Origin of the sequence: Streptomyces pratensis, assembly GCF_037137275.1 — a bacterium.
GTDB lineage: Bacteria > Actinomycetota > Actinomycetes > Streptomycetales > Streptomycetaceae > Streptomyces > Streptomyces pratensis_B.
Genome location: NZ_JBBBEN010000078.1, coordinates 31120 through 49004, shown reverse-complemented (window position 1 = coordinate 49004; position 17885 = coordinate 31120). Strand labels below are relative to the sequence as shown.

Sequence of the window (17885 nt, the reverse complement as noted above, 5' to 3'; positions counted from 1 at the left end):
CCGCTGATGTGGAAAACCCGGCCACCCACACGGGTGACCGGGTCTCTCCGCTTCTCGCGCGTATCGGCGGCCCGGCGCGGCGGGCCACGCGGGGTCAGCCTCCCGGGAGTTCCAGATCGCTCTTGTTTAGCTCTTCGATGTTGACGTCCTTGAAGGTCAGCACGCGGACCTGCTTGACGAACCTCGCGGGCCGGTACATGTCCCAGACCCAGGCGTCCGCCATGGACACCTCGAAGAAGACCTCACCCTGGACGGAGTGCACCTGCATCTCGTAGTCGTTGGTGAGGTAGAAGCGCCGTTCGGTCTCGATCACATATTTGAACAGACCGACGACATCGCGGTACTCCCGGTAGAGCTTCAGCTCCATCTCGGTCTCGTACTTCTCGAGGTCCTCGGCGCTCATGGCATGTTTCCCCTTCAGCCGTGCGTTCCCCCATTGTGCGTCACCCCCGGACGCCCCTGGACGATTACACGATTTCGGGGGCCAGAACCAGCGGCTCACGGGGAGGGCCCTCGTCGAGGAGCGTGCGCAGCAGCTCGGCGAGTCCGGTCGGGTACACCGTCTCACGCGTCACGAGCAGTTCCGCGGACGTCCACCACCTCAGACCGGCGACGCTGCGCAGTTCCAGCTCGGTGAGGCCCAGCGGGGCCGTGGCGGTCTGCGCCGTACGGGCCAGGTAGTACCACTCGTCCTGGTCCCAGCGCCGCCCGGCGAACGGGAACGAGCAGACCCGCGTCCAGAGCAGCGGCCCCAGTGCGACGTCCGTGACGCCGGTCTCCTCCGCCAGCTCGCGGAGGGCCGCCCGCTCCCGCGTCTCGTCGCCCTCCAGTCCGCCGCCCGGGGTGAACCACCAGGTGCGGGCCCGGTCCTCCGGTTCGTGTCCGTGCAGCAGCAGAACGCGGTCGTGCGGGTCCAGGAGGACCACCCGGGCGACCTCGCGGGCCCGGGGGGTCACCGGGCCTCTCCGGCGACCGGCCGGCGCCGGGACAGGCGCGCGGCCACCGGCCCGTACACGGCCCCGCCCAGGATCAGCGCGGCTCCCACCACGATCGCGGCGCACTGGAGCGGCAGCGGGCCCTCGGCGGACACTCCGCCGGGCAGCTCGGCGAAGGTCGCGGGTCGGCCGATCATGCCCTCCATCGGCCAGGCGACCGCGTCCACCCTGCCCTGCACGGCGCTCAGCGGCACGGAGCCCTGGTTCGCGTCCTCCAGGTGGACCCGGGAGTCCAGTGAGCCGGCCCGCTCGTCGCCGAGCAGGAAGATCCTCCCCGGGGGGACCTCTGCGGTGAAGTCGCGCGGCGAGGCGGGCGCCTGCTCCCCGGCGGCGGGGCCGCTGCTGAGATACGGCTCGTCGAGGGGGGTTCCGTCGACGGTGAGCCGTCCGTCCTCGTCACAGCAGGCCACCGTGTCGCCGCCCACGCCGACGACCCGCTTGATCATGGGGATGGCGCCCCAGGCCTCGTCGGTGAAGACGACCACGTCACCGCGGCGGACGTCGGCGCCGTCCATCCGCTCGGCGAGCACCCGGTCACCGGGGTCCACCGTGGGGGACATCGAGCCGGTCGGGACGGTGTAGGGCTGGTAGACCACCGCAGCCCAGGCGAAGCCGCCGAGGAAGAGCACACAGCCGACGGCCACGGCGAGGCCCGACGCCATCGCGCCCAGTCGGCCGTGGCCGTCGTTCCCGCGTCGCGTACCGCTCATGCCAGCACTCCCCCGTCAGAGATCGGCCATCGCTGATCCGAGCGGCACCCTACCCGGCGGTACGCCCGCCGGTCAGCCTCCTGCGCCGCCACAGCACGAGGGGCAGCGCTCCGGCTACGCCCAGTGCCGCCGGCGCCATGGAAGCAGCCGCGTTCAGAGCGGGCTGGTCGAAGGTGTCGGGGACCGGGAGCGTGGACCAGCGGCCCACCGGCCAGGCCACGACGACGGCACGGCCGACGACCTCGTCCGTGGAGACGGTGCCCTGCCCCGGAAGCTCCTGGTGGTAGCGGGAGTCCAGGGAGTTCTGCCGGTGGTCGCCCATGACGAAGATCCGGCCTTCCGGCACCTCGATCGGGCCGAAGGGCTTGTCGTTGCAGGGGGTGTTCCCCGGGAAGATGAACGACTTCTCGTCCAGGGACTTGCCGTTCACCGTGACCGGCCCGTTCTCCTTGCACTCGACGGTGTCTCCGCCGACCGCGACGACCCGCTTGATCAGGTCCTTCTCCTCCGAGGAGGGCATCAGACCGATGAAGCTGAGGAACTTCTGCACCGCGTTGGGCTCCGGAGTCACGGTGTCGTCCAGCCAGCCGCCCGGGTCGTGGAAGACCACGACCTCACCGCGCTCCGGCTCCGCGCCGAACCACGGGGTCAGTTTGTCCACCAGCACCCGGTCGCCCCGCTGCAGGGTGTTCTGCATGGAGTCCGAGGGGATCGAGAACGCCTGGACCAGGAACGTCTTGATCAGCAGCGCCAGGACCAGGGCGATGCCGACGAGCAGCGGCAGCTCCACCCAGAAGGAACGCTGCTTCCGCCGGGGCGCACCGCCGCCGTCGGCCGGCCCGGACCCGCCCTCGGGCCCTTCGGGAGGCCCGACGTCACCCCCCGGTCCGCCGGGCGTCCCCGCCGCGGGAGACTCGTCGCGCCCCGACCGGTCCTCGGGTTCGTCGTGTCCGGATCGTGCGCCGACCGCCAAATCCCCCACATCCACTCCTCAGTACGTGCCACTGCCCGCGCCCGATCCGGTGCAGGCCCACCACTCCCATAACGAGCGGGAGTTCCGCAGGGGTCGGGAGCCGGACCACTCCGTAGCGGTCCGGAGGTGCCACACTATTCGACGGGGCCGGCGCCGCCGCCTTCGATCCTCGCCCGTCCGGGACCGCGGTGAAGGCTTCGCGCTCCTCCAGTGTCCCCCAGTGGCCGACGGGCCAGGCGATCACCACGGCCCGCCCCACGACCTCTTCCTCGGAGACCGTCCCCAGGCCGGGCTCGTCGAGGTGGAAGCGGGAGTCGGCGGAGTCGGACCGGTGGTCGCCCATCACGAAGAGCCGCCCTTGGGGGACCTCCACCTCGAACCGTATGGTCGAGGGGCGGTCCTCCGGGTGGAGGTACTTCTCTGCCAGGGGCACGCCGTTGACGCTGACCCGGCCGTCCTCCCCGCAGCACTTCACGGTGTCGCCGCCGACCGCGACGACCCGCTTGATCAGGTCCTGCTCGTCGTCGGAGGGCAGCAGCCCGATGAAGGTGAGCAGCTCGGCGGCCTGCTTGACGCCTACCGGCGGGTCCTTCTTCTCCCCCGGGCTCTCCTGCTGGAGCCAGCCACCGGGGTCCTTGAACACCACGACGTCTCCGCGCTGCGGCTTCGACCCGAACCACGGGGTCAGTTTGTCCACCAGCACCCGGTCGCCGATCCGGATGGTCTGTTCCATCGAGCCGGACGGGATGACGAACGCCTGGACCAGAAAGGTCTTCAGGACGAGCGCGATCAGCAGCGCCACGACCACGAGGACGGGTATCTCCCTCAGCGCGGACCCACGGCGCTTGCGCCGGACCTTCCTGGCGAGCCTGCGGCGCTCCGCCCGGGTGGGCAGCGCGCGCTCTCGGGCGGGCCCGCCGCCCGCCGGAGGGGCCGCGGGGGCAGCGTCCGGGCCGGCTCCGCCGCGCGGGCGTCCGCGGTTACCCATGCGCTCCGCCGGGCGTCCCGACGCCCCGGAAGGCGTCGGTCCCCTGGGACGGGCCCATGCGCGCCGGCGGCCAGCCCAGCCAGTCCACGCGGCCGGTCACCCTCTCGACGGGGACCATTCCGCCACCGGGCGATCCGAGGCGGTCCCGGGAGTCGCTGGAGCGGCTGCGGTGGTCGCCCATCATCCACAGCGCGCCGTCGGGCACGACGACGTCGAACGGAGCCCGGGAGGCCGTGTCGCCGGGATACAGATACGGCTCGCTCACGGCCGTGTCGTTGACCTCGATCCTCCCGCGCGCGTCACAGCAGACGACATGGTCGCCGCCCACGCCGATCACCCGCTTCACGAAGTCGGTGTCGGCGGGCTCCGCGAGGCCCACGGACGCCGCGGCCCCGCGCAGCAGACCGGTCACCGGGTCGGCGTCGAGGTCCTCCCGCACGAAGGAGCCGGTCCCGTCGAAGACCACCACGTCGCCACGCCGGGGTTCGGAGCCGAAACGGTACGCCAGCTTGTTGACGAGGACCCGGTCGCCGACCTGGAGCGTGGGCTCCATCGAACCACTGGGGATCAGGAAGGGCTGGATCACATAGGCGCTGAACAGCAGCAGGGCGACGACGGACGCGGCCGTCCCCAGGAGGACCCGCCGGGAGGACAGGACGGAGGCGATGTGCCGCCCGGTACGCGAGAAGCGCGACCGCCCCTCGGGACCCGCATCGGGGTCCGAGGAGCGATCGCGCTCCGAGTGCTGTGCTTGCGTGTCCATCGCGGCCGAAGCTTATCCGGCCGGGCTGTGGACGCGGGCGGCAGCTCAGTTGTCGCGCTTCTCCTTGATCTTCGCGGCCTTGCCGCGCAGCTCACGGAGGAAGTACAGCTTGGCGCGACGGACGTCACCGCGGGTGACGAGCTCGATCTTCTCGAAGATCGGGCTGTGGACCGGGAAGGTACGCTCCACGCCGACGCTGAAGGAGACCTTGCGGACCGTGAAGGTCTCGCTGACGCCCGAGCCCTGGCGGCGGATGACGACGCCCTTGAACTGCTGGATACGGGAGCGGCTGCCCTCGGTCACGCGCACGTGGACGCTGACGGTGTCACCGGGACGGAACGCCGGGAGGTCCGTACGGAGGGATGCGGCGTTGACGCCATCGAGCAGGGAAGTCATGGTGGCTGCTTTCTTCGCCGATGCCACAGGTCATCGACGGAACGTGGTGAAGGAGTTCTGAGGTGCCGACCGCGTCGGACGGGCGGCTTTCCCCCTGTGGCAGGGGCGCTCGTCGGACGTACGGCAGCGGCCTATTCTTCCACGGCGGACGGCCTGCGCCAAAATCGGCCGCCGGGCTCCGGCGCCCAGCCGAGGATGGAGAGGATCTCGCGGTCCTTCTTGTCGAAGGCGCTCGCCTCGCACCGCTCGATCAGATCCGGCCGGTTCAGGGCGGTGCGGGCGAAGGCCTGGTCCCGCCGCCAGCGCGCGATCTTCCCGTGGTGTCCGCTCAGCAGGACCTCCGGGATGCAGCGGCCCCGCCACTCCGGCGGCTTGGTGTAGACAGGGCCCTCCAGCAGGTTCGCCATCGCACCGGGGGCGAAGGAGTCGTCCCGGTGCGATTCGGCGTTGCCGAGGACGCCCGGCAGCAGCCGGGCCACGGCCTCCGTGACCACCAGCACGGCGGCTTCCCCGCCGGCGAGCACGTAGTCCCCGATGGAGACCTCGACGACCGGCAGCCGGGTGGCGTACTCGTCGATCACCCGGCGGTCGATGCCCTCGTACCGCGCGGGGGCGAAGACCAGCCACGGCGCGGCGGACAGCTCGACGGCCAGTTCCTGGGTGAACGGGCGGCCGCTGGGCGTGGGCACGACGAGGACCGGGCCGTGCGCTCCCGCCTCGTAGCCGTCGGCGAGGGCCTCGTCGAGCGCCTCGCCCCAGGGCTCGGTCTTCATGACCATGCCGGGGCCGCCGCCGTAAGGGGTGTCGTCGACCGTGTTGTGCCGGTCGTACGTCCATTCCCGCAGGTCATGGACGTGGACGTCCAGCACGCCACGGGCGCGGGCCTTGCCGACGAGGGAGACGTTCAGCGGTTCCAGGTACTCCGGGAAGATCGTGACGACGTCGAGCCGCATCAGACGTCGCCCTTCGGCGCCTCGCCCGCGTCACCGGAGTCCGCGACCCCGGCGTCCGCGCCCCCGGCGTCCGCCTCCTCCTCGCGGGACGAGGCCACCACAGCCTCGCTCTCGTCGATCAGGCCGGGCGGCGGGGCGATGACCGCCCGCTGCTCCTCCAGATCGATGCCGGTGACGATCTCCTCCACGAAGGGGATCATCACCTCGCTGCCGTCGGGCCGCTCCACGATGAACAGGTCCTGCGAGGGGAGATGGGAGATCTCGGTGATCCGGCCGATCTCGGTGCCGTCGGCGAGGACCACGTCGAGGTCGATCAGCTGGTGGTCGTAGAACTCCTCGGGGTCCTCCGGGAGCTCCTGAGGGTCCACCTCGGCGATCAGCAGGGTGTTGCGCAGGGCTTCGGCGGCGGTGCGGTCGCGCACGCCTTCGAAACGCAGCAGCAGCCGTCCGCTGTGGACGCGGCCGGACTCGATCGTCAGCGGCCCCGTCGCCGCCGGCTCTGTGGCGAGGACCGCGCCGGGCCCGAGCCGCAGCTCCGGCTCGTCCGTTCGTACCTCGACGGTGACCTCGCCCTTGATGCCGTGGGCGCGGCCGATCCGCGCGACTACCAACTGCACGCTGTTTCTCCGATGGGTGGGGGTGCGGACGCGACTGGATGAGTGCGGACGCGACTGGACGGGGTGGCGGACGCCGCGGGAGCGGCGACGCGGCCGGGGACCGACGACAAAGGCCGGGGACGGCCCGAAGGCCCTCCCCGGCCCTGGCCGGTGTTCAACTACTTCAGCGAACCTGGTCCACGTCGACGAGGTCGACGCGGATTCCACGACCGCCGATGGCACCCACGACCGTACGCAGGGAGCGAGCGGTGCGGCCGTTGCGGCCGATCACCTTGCCGAGGTCATCGGGGTGGACCCGGACCTCCAGCACGCGCCCGCGGCGCAGGGTGCGCGAGGCAACCTGCACGTCGTCGGGGTTGTCGACAATGCCCTTCACGAGGTGCTCGAGAGCCTCCTCGAGCATGCTCAGGCCTCGGTCGACTCGGTGGACACGGCAGCGTCGGCCGCCTCGTCCGCCTTCTTGTCGGACTTCTTGGCCTTGGGGGTGATGGCCTCACCCTTGGCCTCGTCGCCGTCCGCGGTCAGCGCCTCGAACAGTGCGCGCTTGTCAGCCTTGGGCTCCGGCTGCAGCAGCGGCGCGGGGGCCGGGAGGCCCTTGTGGGCCTGCCAGTCACCGGTGAGCTTCAGGATCGCGAGAACCGGCTCGGTCGGCTGGGCGCCGACGGACAGCCAGTACTGCGCACGCTCCGAGTTGACCTCGATGCGCGACGGGTTCTGCACCGGGTGGTACAGGCCGATCTCCTCGATGGCCCGGCCGTCACGGCGGACACGGGAGTCGGCGACGATGATGCGGTAGTGAGGCGAACGGACCTTGCCCAGACGCTTCAGCTTGATCTTGACTGCCACGGGAGTGGTGTCTCCTGGTCTATGACGTGGTTGGGCACAACGAAGATGCCACGTGGGGTTGCGGTACTCGGGTGCCCGACGGACGCGTCAGCCGGAGGAGAGAGGGGTCCTATGCGACTGTCGAGTACAGCTAGACATTGTGCCACACCCCACCGGCTCACCCCACCGCGACCGCCGATTCGGGGATGCGGAACGGCTTTCCGCAGCCGCCGCAGACGATCGGCGCCTGCGCCAGGACCGACGGGACGACCCGGACGTTGCGTCCGCAGTCGCAGACCGCCTTGACTCGCACGCCTCCCCCGGAGGACCCGTGCCGGGCGGCGGGGCCGCGGAACGAGCGCTTGGTGTCGGCGGCGGTGGCCACCGTGTGCGCCTTGAGGGCGCGCTGCAGCCGCTCGATGGTCGGGCGGTACCGGCGCTTGGCCTCCGGAACCAGGGCGACCAGTGAGAAACCGCTGCTGGGATGGGGCTCGTCGGCGTGATCGAGGCCCAGCTCCTCGGCGATCGCGAGGAAACGTCGGTTGTGGTATCGGCCGGCGCGGGAGGTGTCGCGGACACCTCTCGCGGCGGCGATGCCGTGGACTGCCTCGTGGAGCAGTCGCTCGAAGGAGAGCTCGGCGCCACAGGCGGACGAGGACTCTCCGATCAGGGACTCGGGCGCGGCAAGGTCTGGCAGCTCGGGGTGGTACCGCTGAATGTCGGCCCACGCCTGTGCCAGCTCTGCGGCAAGTACAGGTGGTGTCGTGCTCACGTCGTGACAACGAGCCCGGGTGCCTCGGTGTTCCTATTCCGGGGCATCCCAAATAATTTGCACGTACCAGTCAGTTGCCGTTGATGGGTCCGGACGAGGGCGCGTGCGCCGAACTGCGGAGAAGACGCACAGCTCGCACCAAGGTGGTGCGTAGCGTCCGATGGGGGCGGGGCGGTGGCCGTGGGGTGCGCAGGCGGCCGCCTGCGCGTGCCGGCCCGCTCGCGAGACTACCGGCAGCGCCCCTCGACGTGCCCGGCGCGGGGTGTCGGGTCAGACTGGTCGCGGAGCAGACATGGTTCGCGGACACAGCGGCCTCCCGGTGCCGGCACTCGTACGGCGTCGGCGGGGCGGGGCGCCCCTGGCCCTTCCGGCCTCACGACGACGTGGGCGGGACGGCGCGTGACGGTTTCGGCCGGATGCACGGCCGGGGTGCGCAGACGGTGTCCCACTCCCCCGGACGGACGGCCGACGCTCGGTTCTCCGGCATACGGGGGCGGCACACGCACACGGGGGGCGTTCATTCGGGCACGATCGACCTCTCGGCGGATTGGGGCGCTATCCATGACACCAACGCTCGTCCGGAACCACCTGGACACGGGCTCCTCCGCGTCGGCGGACGCCGGCTCCCACGCACGTGACCGGGCCGAGATCCAGGAACGCATGCTGGCGCCGCTGTATGAAGCGGTGTACGACCGGCTGGAAGTCGGGGCCGCCACCCGGATGCTGTCGCTCGGCTGCGGCTCCGGCCTCGCGATGCTCGTCGCGGCGGCCCGGGGGGCGTACGTCACGGGTGTGGATTTCGACCGGCAGCGCCTGACGCCGGCCCGCGCGCGCCTGCTGTCCGAGGCCGGCCGGGACGACGCGCCCGCGCGGCCCGCGCATCGGACCCGGCTGTCGGCGGGCGGCAGGCCCGCGGCGGCCGGTCCGGACGGGACTCCGTACAACCTGATCACGGTCTTCGAGCCGGTCGGTTGCACGGCCGGCGACTCCGAGGGGCTGGTCCCCGCGCTGGAGGCCGCCGTTCCGCTGGCCGTACGGGGCGCCACCGTGGTGCTGAGCGGCTGGGGCCCGCCGGAGCGGTGTGCCACGGCAGCGGTGCTGCGGGTGGCGGCCCGGCTCGCGGGCTCGGCGCGCCCGGCGCCTGCGGGCCCCGGCGACTGGCGGCCCACGCTGCGGGACGATCTGGAGGAGGTGGCGGCGCGGGCCGGGCTGAAGCCGGACGGTTCCGGGCGGGTCTCCTGCCCGTTCGGGTACGCGGACACGAACAGCGCGGTGCGCGGGCTGCTGTCCACCGGACTCTTCGACGCCGCCGTTCGAGCCGCGGGCCGCCCCCGGGTCGAGGAGGAGGTCGCTCAGGCCCTGCGCCCGTACCGGCGGCGCGACGGCACGGTGTGGATGCCGAACGTCTTCCGCTACCTCGTGTGCGCGGCCTGAGGGGCACGGAGCCCGTCAGGCGCCAGGAGTGTCCGGCGGATCAGGGCCGGCAACGCCGCGAGGCGCCGTGCCAGGCGTCGCGGACCCGGCTCCGATCCGCAGGGCATCCCCTGGGGGCGCCCTGGGCAAGAGGGCGCCCCTCGCCTGTGCCAGGGGGCGCGCGTGGGGGGCGGACCGGCTACATGAACTTCTTGAACTCGTCCGGCAGCTCGAAGTTCTTGTCGTCCTGGGCGGGCAGTCCGAACGCGCCGCCCTGGGCCGCCGCCTGCTCGCGGCGGGCCGCCGCGGCCTGCTCCTCTGCCTTGCGCTTCATCGGGTTGCCGCTCTTGCGCTTGCCCTTGGCCTGCTTGACCTGCTTCTTCTGACGGCCGGGGCCGCCACCCATGCCGGGCATTCCCGGCATCCCGGGCATGCCGCCGCCCTGGGCCATCTTCGACATCATCTTGCGGGCCTCGAAGAAACGCTCCACCAGGCTCTTCACCGCGGAGACCTCGACGCCCGACCCCTTGGCGATACGGGCCCGGCGCGAACCGTTGATGATCGTCGGCTCGGCGCGCTCCTTGGGGGTCATCGACTTGATGATCGCGGCGGTGCGGTCGATGTCCCGCTCGTCGATGTTGTTGATCTGGTCCTTCATCTGCCCCATGCCGGGCAGCATCCCGAGCAGCTTGGAGATGGAGCCCATCTTGCGGACCTGCTCCATCTGGGCCAGGAAGTCGTCGAGCGTGAAGTCCTTGCCCTTGCTCGACGACAGCTTGGAGGCCATTTTGGCGGCCTCTTCCTGGCTGAACGTCTTCTCCGCCTGCTCGATCAGGGTGAGCAGGTCGCCCATGTCGAGGATGCGGGAGGCCATCCGGTCCGGGTGGAACGCGTCGAAGTCCTCCAGCTTCTCGCCGTTCGACGCGAACATGATCTGCTTGCCCGTGACGTGGGCGATCGACAGAGCCGCGCCGCCGCGGGCGTCGCCGTCGAGCTTGGAGAGCACCACGCCGTCGAAGCCGACGCCGTCGCGGAAGGCCTCGGCGGTGTTGACCGCGTCCTGGCCGATCATCGCGTCGACGACGAAGAGGATCTCGTCGGGGCTGACGGCGTCGCGGATGTCCGCGGCCTGGCGCATCAGCTCCTGGTCGATGCCGAGGCGGCCGGCGGTGTCGACGATCACGATGTCGTGGACCTTGGCCTTGGCGAACTCGATGGAGTCCTGGGCGACCTTCACCGGGTCGCCGACGCCGTTGCCCGGCTCCGGGGCGTAGACCGCGACGCCGGCGCGCTCGGCGACGACGCTCAGCTGGTTGACGGCGTTGGGGCGCTGGAGGTCGCAGGCGACCAGCAGCGGGGAGTGGCCCTGGCTCTTGAGCCAGAGGCCGAGCTTTCCGGCCAGCGTCGTCTTACCGGCGCCCTGGAGGCCGGCGAGCATGATCACGGTGGGCGGGTTCTTGGCGAACCGCAGCCGCCGGGTCTCGCCGCCGAGGATGGAGACGAGCTCCTCGTTGACGATCTTGACGACCTGCTGGGCGGGGTTCAGCGCCTGGGAGACCTCGACGCCGCGCGCCCGCTCCTTCACGTTGGCGATGAAGGCCCGGACCACGGGCAGGGCGACGTCGGCTTCCAGCAGGGCGATACGGATCTCGCGTGCCGTGGCGTCGATGTCCGCCTCGGACAAGCGGCCCTTGCCCCTGAGGTTCTTGAAAGTCGCGCTAAGGCGGTCGGAGAGAGTATCGAACACGGCGCTCGTCGGTCCTCAGGGTCGGGGGCGGGGCAGGTAGGTCGCCCTCCAGGGTATCCGTCCCCCGGCGATCACCAAGCCCGCGCCCGGTTCCGGCGGCCGGCGAGACCCTGGAGGGGGCGGAGCAGGGGTCACCCGAGAGCCTTCTCGACCTCCTGCGCGACCTCGGCGGCCCGGACCGGGGACAGCGGTTCGCCGTCGGCCCCGGTGACGTAGAAGGCGTCCACCGCGTTGGCGCCCAGGGTCGAGACGTGTGCGCTGCGCACCCGTACGGCGCTCTGTTCGAGGGCCTGCCCGATCCGGTGCAGCAGGCCCGGGGCGTCCTGGGCGCGGACCTCGATGACGGTGGCGCGCCGGGACCCGGCCGCGGCGACGGCCACCCGGGGCGGCGGGGCCTTCACCCCGCGTCGGCGCGGGGTGGCGGCCTCCCGTTCCGCGAGGCGGGCCGCGATGTCCAGGGAGCCGTCCAGGGCGCGTGCGAGGTCGGCGCGGAGCCGGTCGGCCTGCGGGAGGGACCCGTACGCGGCGGCGACCCGCCAGGTGAGCAGCAGCAGGTCCGCCGACCGTCCCAGCTCGTCGGGCAGCTCCACGGCCCGGAGGTCGGCGGCGCGCACGGTGAGGCGGTGCAGGGCGAGGACCCCGGCGGCGGCGGGCAGGACGCCAGGGCGGTCGGGCAGGGCGATGAGGAGTTCGACGCCGACGGGTTCGGCCGGGCCGCCCTCCGCGGGCTCCTCCGGCCGGGTGTGCAGGGCGAGGACGGGGCGGCCGGTGCGCAGGGCCTCGACGGCGAGGCGTTCGTGCTCGACGCCGGGCGCGGCTTCCTCGGGCTCCTCCGGGCTCTTGCCGGTGAGGACGGCGGCGACGCGTTCGACGAGGTCGTTCACCAGGGAGGCGCGCCAGGCGCTCCAGGCGGCGGGCCCGGTGGCGAGCGCGTCGGCCTCGGTGAGGGCGTGCAGGAGTTCCAGGGTGGAGGTGTCGGAGACGGCCGAAGCGACCGACCGCACGGTGGCCGGGTCGTCCAGGTCGCGCCGGGTGGCGGTCTCGACGAGCAGCAGGTGATGGCGTACGAGGGCGGCGACGACGTCGGCGTCGTGCCGGTCGAAGCCGATGCGGGCGGCCGTGTCGCGGGCGATGGGCGCGCCGGATTCGCAGTGGTCGCCGGGCAGACCCTTGCCGATGTCGTGGAGCAGGGCGGCGACCAGCAGGAGGTCGGGCCGGCGGACGCGGCGGGTGAAGGAGGCGGCGCGGACGGCGGTCTCCACGAGGTGCCGGTCGACGGTCCAGGTGTGGACGGGGTTGCGCTGGGGCAGGCAGCGGACGCGTTCCCAGTCGGGCAGCAGTCCGCTGATGATCCCTTCCGCTTCGAGCGCCTCCCAGACGCCGACGGCGGCCTCCCCCGCGCCGAGCAGGGTGACCAGCTCCTCCCGGGCCTCGGGGGGCCACGGGACCGGCAGCGGCCGGGCGGTGGCGGCCAGGTGGCGTACGAGGTGGCGGGAGAGCGGGAGCCCGGCCTCGGCGGCGGCCGCGGCGGCGCGCAGGGCGAGGGCGGGGTCGTGTTCGGGCCGGGCGGCGCGGGCGAGGACCACTTCGCCGTCCGCCTCCACCACGCCGTCGGCCAGGGGGGTGCGTTCGGGGGCGGTCCGGGAGCCGCGGCCGCCGAGCATCCCGCGGAGTCTCGGGCGGGCCGATCGGGCGCGCAGCACCCGTTCGACCTCGCGCCAGGTGACGTCGGTGGCGTACGAGATCGTGCGGGCGGCCTCGTACAGCCGGCGCAGCAGGGCGTCGGCGTCGGGCAGGCCGAGCGCCTCGGCGACCTGCTCCTGCTCCTGGAGGGCGAGCCGGTCGGTGGCGCGCCCGGTGGTGAGGTGGAGGGCGTCGCGGGCGTCCAGGAGGGTGCGGCGGGCCTCGGCCAGTCCTTCGCGCGGGGCGTCGGCGACCCAGGAGGCGGCCACCGCGCGCAGGGCGGTGGCGTCGCGGAGGCCTCCGCGGGCCTCCTTGAGGTCGGGTTCCAGGAGGTACTGGAGTTCGCCCGCGCGTTCGCCCCGGTCCCGGCAGAGGGCGGCGAGGGCGGGCAGGCGCGCCGGGGCCTGGTCGCGCCAGTCGGCGAGGACCGCGGTGCGCAGGGAGGTGACGAGGCCCGGGTCGCCGGCGACGGGGCGGGCGTCCAGCAGGCCGAGCTGGGCCTTGAGGTCCTCCCGGGCGGTTCCGCGCGCCTCGCCGGGGGTGCGCACGGAGTGGTCGAGGGCCAGGCCCAGGTCCCAGACCGGGTACCAGAGGCCGTCGGCCAGGGCGGCGAGGGCCGCCGGGCCGGCGCTGCCGTCGTGCAGGAGGAGCAGGTCGAGGTCGCTGCGCGGGGAGAGTTCGCCGCGGCCGTAGCCGCCGACGGCGGCCAGGGCGGCCCCGCGCACCCCGGCGCGTTCGGCGGCCGCGGCGAACAGGCCGGTGAGCCAGTCGTCGGTGAGGCGGGCGAGGGCCGCACGGCGCGGCGGCCCGGACCGCGCGTCCTGCTGGAGGAGGCGCAGCCGGGCCGCCGCGTAGCCGCTGGGTCCCGAGGCTTCGGTTTCGGTGGTCTCGTCGATCGTCACCCGGGTGCCTTCCGTGTGCGGGCCGTCGGTCAGAGGGCGTCCGGGCCGCGTTCGCCGGTGCGGACGCGGACGGCGGTGTCGACCGGGACGCTCCAGACCTTGCCGTCCCCGATCTTGCCGGTCCTGGCGGCCTTGACGACGACCTCGATGAGCTGTTCGGCGTCCTCGTCCTCGACCAGGACCTCGACGCGGACCTTGGGGACCAGGTCGACGGTGTACTCGGCGCCCCGGTAGACCTCGGTGTGGCCGCGCTGGCGCCCGTAGCCGCTGGCTTCGGTGACGGTGAGTCCGTGGACGCCGAAGGCCTGGAGGGCCTCCTTGATCTCGTCCAGCCGGTGCGGCTTCACGACCGCGGTGATGAGCTTCATGCGTCGACCTTCTTCGCCTTGGGTGCTGCCGTCGGGTCCGGGGCGGGTGCGGCGGTACGGGCGACCGTGCCGCCTCCGGCGCCGCTGAAGTCGTACGCCGTCTCGGCGTGCTCGACCTGGTCGATGCCGGAGATCTCGTCGTCCTCCGAGACCCGCATGCCGATGGTCCGGTCCAGCAGGAGGGCGAGGACGGCGGAGACGGCCAGAGAGTACGCGAGGACAGCGACGACGCCGACGGTCTGCTTGCCGAGCTGTTCCAGGCCGCCGCCGTAGAAGAGGCCCTTGGCGTCGGACTGGACGCCGCCGGTGGCGAAGAAGCCGACGAGGAGGGAGCCGATCACGCCGCCGACGAGGTGGACGCCGATGACGTCCAGGGAGTCGTCGTAGCCGAACCGGTATTTCAGGCCGATCGCCATGGCGCACAGGACACCGGCGATCGCGCCGACCGCGAGGGCGCCGAGGGGGCTGACGGAGCCGCCCGCCGGGGTGATGGCGACGAGGCCGGCGACCGCGCCGGAGGCGGCGCCGAGGGTGGTGCAGGAGCCGTGGCGGAACTTCTCGTAGCCGAGCCAGGCGAGGACGGCGGCGGCGGTGGCGACCTGGGTGTTCAGGAACATGACCGCGCCGACGCCGTCGTCGTTGCCGAGCCAGGAACCGGCGTTGAAGCCGAACCAGCCGAACCACAGGAGGGCCGCGCCGAGCATGACGAGCGGCAGGCTGTGCGGCCGCATCGGGTCCTTCTTGAAGCCGACGCGCTTGCCGATGACCAGGATCACGCCGAGCGCCGCGGCGCCCGCGTTGATGTGGACGGCCGTGCCCCCGGCGAAGTCGATGACGCCCATCTCGAAGAGCCAGCCGCCCGGCGCCCAGACCCAGTGGGCGACGGGGAAGTAGACGACGGTGACCCACAGGAGGACGAACAGCGACCACGCCGTGAACTTCACGCGGTCGGCCAGCGCACCGCTGATCAGGGCCGGGGTGAGGACGGCGAACATCAGCTGGAAGACGGCGAAGACGTACACCGGGATGGTGGTGCCGTCCCAGAGTTCGGTGACGCCGATCCCGCTGAGACCGACGTAGTCGGAGCTCCAGCCGACGACCGAGCCGACGTCGGAGCCGAAGGCGAGGCTGAATCCGTAGAGCACCCACAGGACCGTGACGATCCCGAGGCTGACGAAGCTCATCATCAGCATGTTGAGGGTGCTCTTGACGCGGACCATGCCTCCGTAGAAGAAGGCGAGGCCGGGGGTCATGAGCATCACCAGGGCCGAGCAGATGAGCATGAACCCGGTGTTGGCGGCGGACAGCCCGGGGGCGTCTGCGGCAAGCGTCGTGATGCCTGGGGGCATCGGCGTCTCCTCGTCGTCGTGCGGCCGCGGCGTGCGGGGAAGGCTGCGGGGCCACGGGGTACAGGTGCGGGCCGGCTATGGGGCACGAGATTGACGGAGCGCCGTTTCGAGGGGTGCCCCACGATGTTTCGCCGACGTGACGAAGAGGGGGTGCGCGTTACATCCGGATGAATCCGGGGCGGCGCGTCCGGTGATCTGCCCCGCGCCGCGCCCACGGCGCGGCGGGAGGCCCCGGGCATGGCCGGGCGCCCCTCCGTGTGGTCTGGCGGCAGGGGGGCGGGGCGGGGTGCCGTACGGGAGGGGCGCCGGGGTCGGGTCAGACCGCTTCGGCGGTCTCCGGAAGCTGTTCGTGGAGCAGCTCGGTGAGCCGGGCGACGTCGGCGACGTCGCCGAAGTCCCTGGCGGCGGTGTCGACGGTCTTGCGCAGGCGGGTGTTCACCCGCTCGGAGCGGACCTTCTTGGCGATCCTCAGGGCCCGGGCGGCCAGCACGGTGGACTCCTCCGGTTCCCGCTGGAGGAGGTGGACGGTGGCCATGCCGATGAGGTTGAGGGCGTAGGAGCGCTGGTGTTCGTCGTCCTCGCCGAACAGCTCGACCGCCTTCTCCATGACGGGCTCGGCGAGCGAGGCGTAGGTGGGGCTGCGGCCTGCGACGTAGGCGAGGTCCCGGAAGGAGTGGGCGTTCTCCCCGTTCAGCTCCGCCTCGGAGAAGAAGCGAATCCAGTCGGGCTCGGGCTCGCCGTCCAGACCGGCGTCCAGGAAGGTGTCCTCGGCCATCCGGACGGCCCGCTTGCACTTGCTGGGCTGGCCCATGTTGGCGTAGGCGCGGGCCTCCATCGCATACAGCATGGCCTGCGTCCGGGAAGTGGCGCAGTCGCGGCTGCCGTACTGCGCCAGGTGGATCAGCTCCAGGGCGTCGTCGGGGCGGCCCAGGTGGATCATCTGGCGGCTCATGCTGGACAGGATGTAGCTGCCGAGCGGCTTGTCCCCCGCCTCCTTGGCGGCGTGCAGGGCGAGCACGAAGTACTTCTGCGCGGTGGGCTGGAGGCCGACGTCGTAGCTCATCCAGCCCGCCAGCTCGGCCAGTTCGGCGGCGCAGCGGAAGAGGCGCTGGGCGGTGGGGCCGGGCTGGGGCTCCTGGAGCAGGTCGGTGACCTCGTGGAGCTGGCCGACGACGGCCTTGCGGCGCAGCCCGCCGCCGCACTGGGCGTCCCACTGCCGAAACATGGCGGTGGTCGACTCCAGCAGGTCCAGCTCGGGCGGCGAGAGCCTGGAGGGGCGGTGCGCGGTGTCCTTGGAGTCCAGCGCTCCGGGGTTCTGGGCCGGGACGGGCACCAGCCAGCGCTGCATGGGCTCGATGAGCGTGGGGCCCGCGGCCAGGGCGAGTGAGCTGCCGAGGAAGCCACGCCGGGCGAGCATCAGGTCGCTGCGGGAGAACTCGCTGAGCAGGGCGACGGTCTGGGGCCCGGCCCAGGGCAGGTCGACGCCGGAGACCGAGGGCGACTGGTGCGCGGTGCGCAGCCCGAGGTCCTCGATGGCCACGACGGTGCCGAAGCGCTCGGAGAACAGCTCGGAGAGGATGCGCGGAATCGGCTCCCGCGGCTGTTCCCCGTCGAGCCAGCGCCGCACCCGGGAGGTGTCGGTGCTGATGTGGTGGGCGCCCATCTGACGCGCCCGCCGGTTCACCTGGCGGGCCAGCTCGCCCTTGGACCAGCCGCTGCGCACGAACCATGAGCCCAATGGCCCGTTGGGGCGCTTTCCGGCATCCGTGTCGCCTGCGCCGCTGCCACTCACTGGTACGCCCCCATCCCGCCGAAACCTCATCGCGCGAACCATTATCAGAATGCCGTGCCTCGGTGCCGTCCGTACGCCTGTCGCACACCGCCGAACAGAGGATCGGGTTGCCCGCGGCATACCCGCGGGTGCACATGCTCCCAGGTTCCGGGTACCGACGGTAATCCTACGAACACCGCCTCAGCGAGAGGGAATGCGGAAACGCCACCATTCGCCACCCCTTCGAATGACCCCGACTGCCCCTGGGCGCGCTTGACTTGAGCGACCAGGACCGAGGACGGGCGGACGGACGCACTCGGGGGCGCGCACTTCATGACGCACTACCCAGCGCACTACCGCGTACGCCACTCGTTCGAGTGCAGGCTACGGGGGGCTGCCCGGGCGCCGCGCGTCGTAACCACCGAAGATTCGGAGCGTTGGAGGGGGCATGGGCTTCACGATCGGCGGCATCCGAGAGCGTCGACCCGGCGCGCGGCGGCGCGGCCGGGACGCCGAGGGCGCCGCGGTCGCCGAGTACACCGGGCTGTGGGGCTGGGCCGTGGCGCCCGGCGCACGGGCCCGCTCCGGCTCCTGCTCGTGCGGCGATCCGGTCTGCCCCGCCCCCGGCGCCCATCCGCTGGGGGTCGCCGGCGCGGTCCC

General features: G+C 72.3%; 18 protein-coding genes and 1 pseudogene. 2 read left to right on the top strand and 17 right to left on the bottom strand.

Annotated features, from left to right (window positions below; genetic code table 11):
• Positions 1 to 94 precede the first annotated feature (94 nt).
• The 12 genes from V9U70_RS09570 to V9U70_RS09515 form a co-directional block, all read right to left on the bottom strand.
• Positions 95 to 403 carry a DUF2469 domain-containing protein gene (locus V9U70_RS09570; protein WP_003965949.1) on the bottom strand — a complete coding sequence of 103 codons (309 nt, stop codon included), beginning with the start codon at positions 401 to 403 and terminating at the stop codon, positions 95 to 97.
• A 64-nt stretch (positions 404 to 467) separates the two neighbouring features.
• Positions 468 to 956, bottom strand: coding sequence for an NUDIX hydrolase (locus tag V9U70_RS09565; RefSeq protein ID WP_336674059.1), 489 nt, complete (start codon positions 954 to 956; stop codon positions 468 to 470).
• Positions 953 to 1705, bottom strand: a complete 753-nt coding sequence (lepB, locus tag V9U70_RS09560; RefSeq protein ID WP_336674058.1) for a signal peptidase I — start codon at positions 1703 to 1705, stop codon at positions 953 to 955. Before lepB (V9U70_RS09560) ends, V9U70_RS09565 begins: the two co-directional genes overlap by 4 nt.
• Positions 1706 to 1754: 49 nt before the next feature.
• Complete coding sequence (gene lepB / locus V9U70_RS09555) at positions 1755 to 2678, bottom strand: signal peptidase I (RefSeq protein WP_336674075.1); 924 nt, start codon at positions 2676 to 2678, stop codon at positions 1755 to 1757.
• Positions 2581 to 3666, bottom strand: a complete 1086-nt coding sequence (lepB, locus tag V9U70_RS09550) for a signal peptidase I (protein WP_336674057.1) — start codon at positions 3664 to 3666, stop codon at positions 2581 to 2583. Before lepB (V9U70_RS09550) ends, lepB (V9U70_RS09555) begins: the two co-directional genes overlap by 98 nt.
• Entirely contained in the window at positions 3659 to 4429 is a 771-nt protein-coding gene (gene lepB / locus V9U70_RS09545; protein WP_336674056.1) for a signal peptidase I, read from the bottom strand. The genes lepB (V9U70_RS09550) and lepB (V9U70_RS09545) overlap by 8 nt, the downstream gene beginning before the upstream one ends.
• Before the next feature lie 45 nt (positions 4430 to 4474).
• Positions 4475 to 4825, bottom strand: a complete 351-nt coding sequence (rplS, locus tag V9U70_RS09540; RefSeq protein ID WP_336674055.1) for a 50S ribosomal protein L19 — start codon at positions 4823 to 4825, stop codon at positions 4475 to 4477.
• A gap of 131 nt (positions 4826 to 4956) precedes the next feature.
• On the bottom strand, positions 4957 to 5778 hold the full coding sequence (trmD, locus tag V9U70_RS09535; protein ID WP_336674054.1) for a tRNA (guanosine(37)-N1)-methyltransferase TrmD: 822 nt from the start codon (positions 5776 to 5778) through the stop codon (positions 4957 to 4959).
• Positions 5778 to 6395 carry a ribosome maturation factor RimM gene (gene rimM / locus V9U70_RS09530; RefSeq protein WP_336674053.1) on the bottom strand — a complete coding sequence of 206 codons (618 nt, stop codon included), beginning with the start codon at positions 6393 to 6395 and terminating at the stop codon, positions 5778 to 5780. The genes trmD and rimM overlap by 1 nt, the downstream gene beginning before the upstream one ends.
• A 163-nt stretch (positions 6396 to 6558) precedes the next feature.
• The gene (locus V9U70_RS09525; protein ID WP_336674052.1) at positions 6559 to 6798 is read right to left on the bottom strand and encodes an RNA-binding protein; all 240 of its coding nucleotides are present in this window, start codon (positions 6796 to 6798) and stop codon (positions 6559 to 6561) included.
• Between the two features lie 2 nt (positions 6799 to 6800).
• Positions 6801 to 7241, bottom strand: a complete 441-nt coding sequence (rpsP, locus tag V9U70_RS09520; protein ID WP_336674051.1) for a 30S ribosomal protein S16 — start codon at positions 7239 to 7241, stop codon at positions 6801 to 6803.
• 157 nt (positions 7242 to 7398) lie between these two features.
• Complete coding sequence (locus V9U70_RS09515) at positions 7399 to 7992, bottom strand: hypothetical protein (RefSeq protein WP_336674050.1); 594 nt, start codon at positions 7990 to 7992, stop codon at positions 7399 to 7401.
• Between the two features lie 561 nt (positions 7993 to 8553).
• Here V9U70_RS09515 and V9U70_RS09510 point away from each other — a divergent pair.
• Complete coding sequence (locus tag V9U70_RS09510; RefSeq protein WP_336674049.1) at positions 8554 to 9426, top strand: MDR/zinc-dependent alcohol dehydrogenase-like family protein; 873 nt, start codon at positions 8554 to 8556, stop codon at positions 9424 to 9426.
• Between the two features lie 178 nt (positions 9427 to 9604).
• Here the strand turns inward: V9U70_RS09510 and ffh are convergent, their stop codons facing one another.
• From ffh to nsdA, 5 genes are all read right to left on the bottom strand, one after another.
• Entirely contained in the window at positions 9605 to 11152 is a 1548-nt protein-coding gene (gene ffh / locus V9U70_RS09505; protein ID WP_336674048.1) for a signal recognition particle protein, read from the bottom strand.
• A gap of 131 nt (positions 11153 to 11283) precedes the next feature.
• A complete protein-coding gene (locus V9U70_RS09500; protein WP_336674047.1) occupies positions 11284 to 13737 on the bottom strand; it encodes a [protein-PII] uridylyltransferase in 2454 nt (817 codons plus the stop codon).
• Between the two features lie 29 nt (positions 13738 to 13766).
• Entirely contained in the window at positions 13767 to 14105 is a 339-nt protein-coding gene (locus V9U70_RS09495; RefSeq protein WP_336674046.1) for a P-II family nitrogen regulator, read from the bottom strand.
• Positions 14102 to 15454 carry an ammonium transporter gene (locus V9U70_RS09490; protein WP_336674045.1) on the bottom strand — a complete coding sequence of 451 codons (1353 nt, stop codon included), beginning with the start codon at positions 15452 to 15454 and terminating at the stop codon, positions 14102 to 14104. The genes V9U70_RS09495 and V9U70_RS09490 overlap by 4 nt, the downstream gene beginning before the upstream one ends.
• Positions 15455 to 15770: 316 nt before the next feature.
• Positions 15771 to 17246, bottom strand: coding sequence for a transcriptional repressor NsdA (gene nsdA, locus V9U70_RS09485; protein WP_336674044.1), 1476 nt, complete (start codon positions 17244 to 17246; stop codon positions 15771 to 15773).
• Positions 17247 to 17673: 427 nt separating this feature from the next.
• Here nsdA and V9U70_RS09480 point away from each other — a divergent pair.
• A pseudogene (locus V9U70_RS09480) lies at positions 17674 to 17885 on the top strand (bifunctional DNA primase/polymerase); the annotation flags it as partial.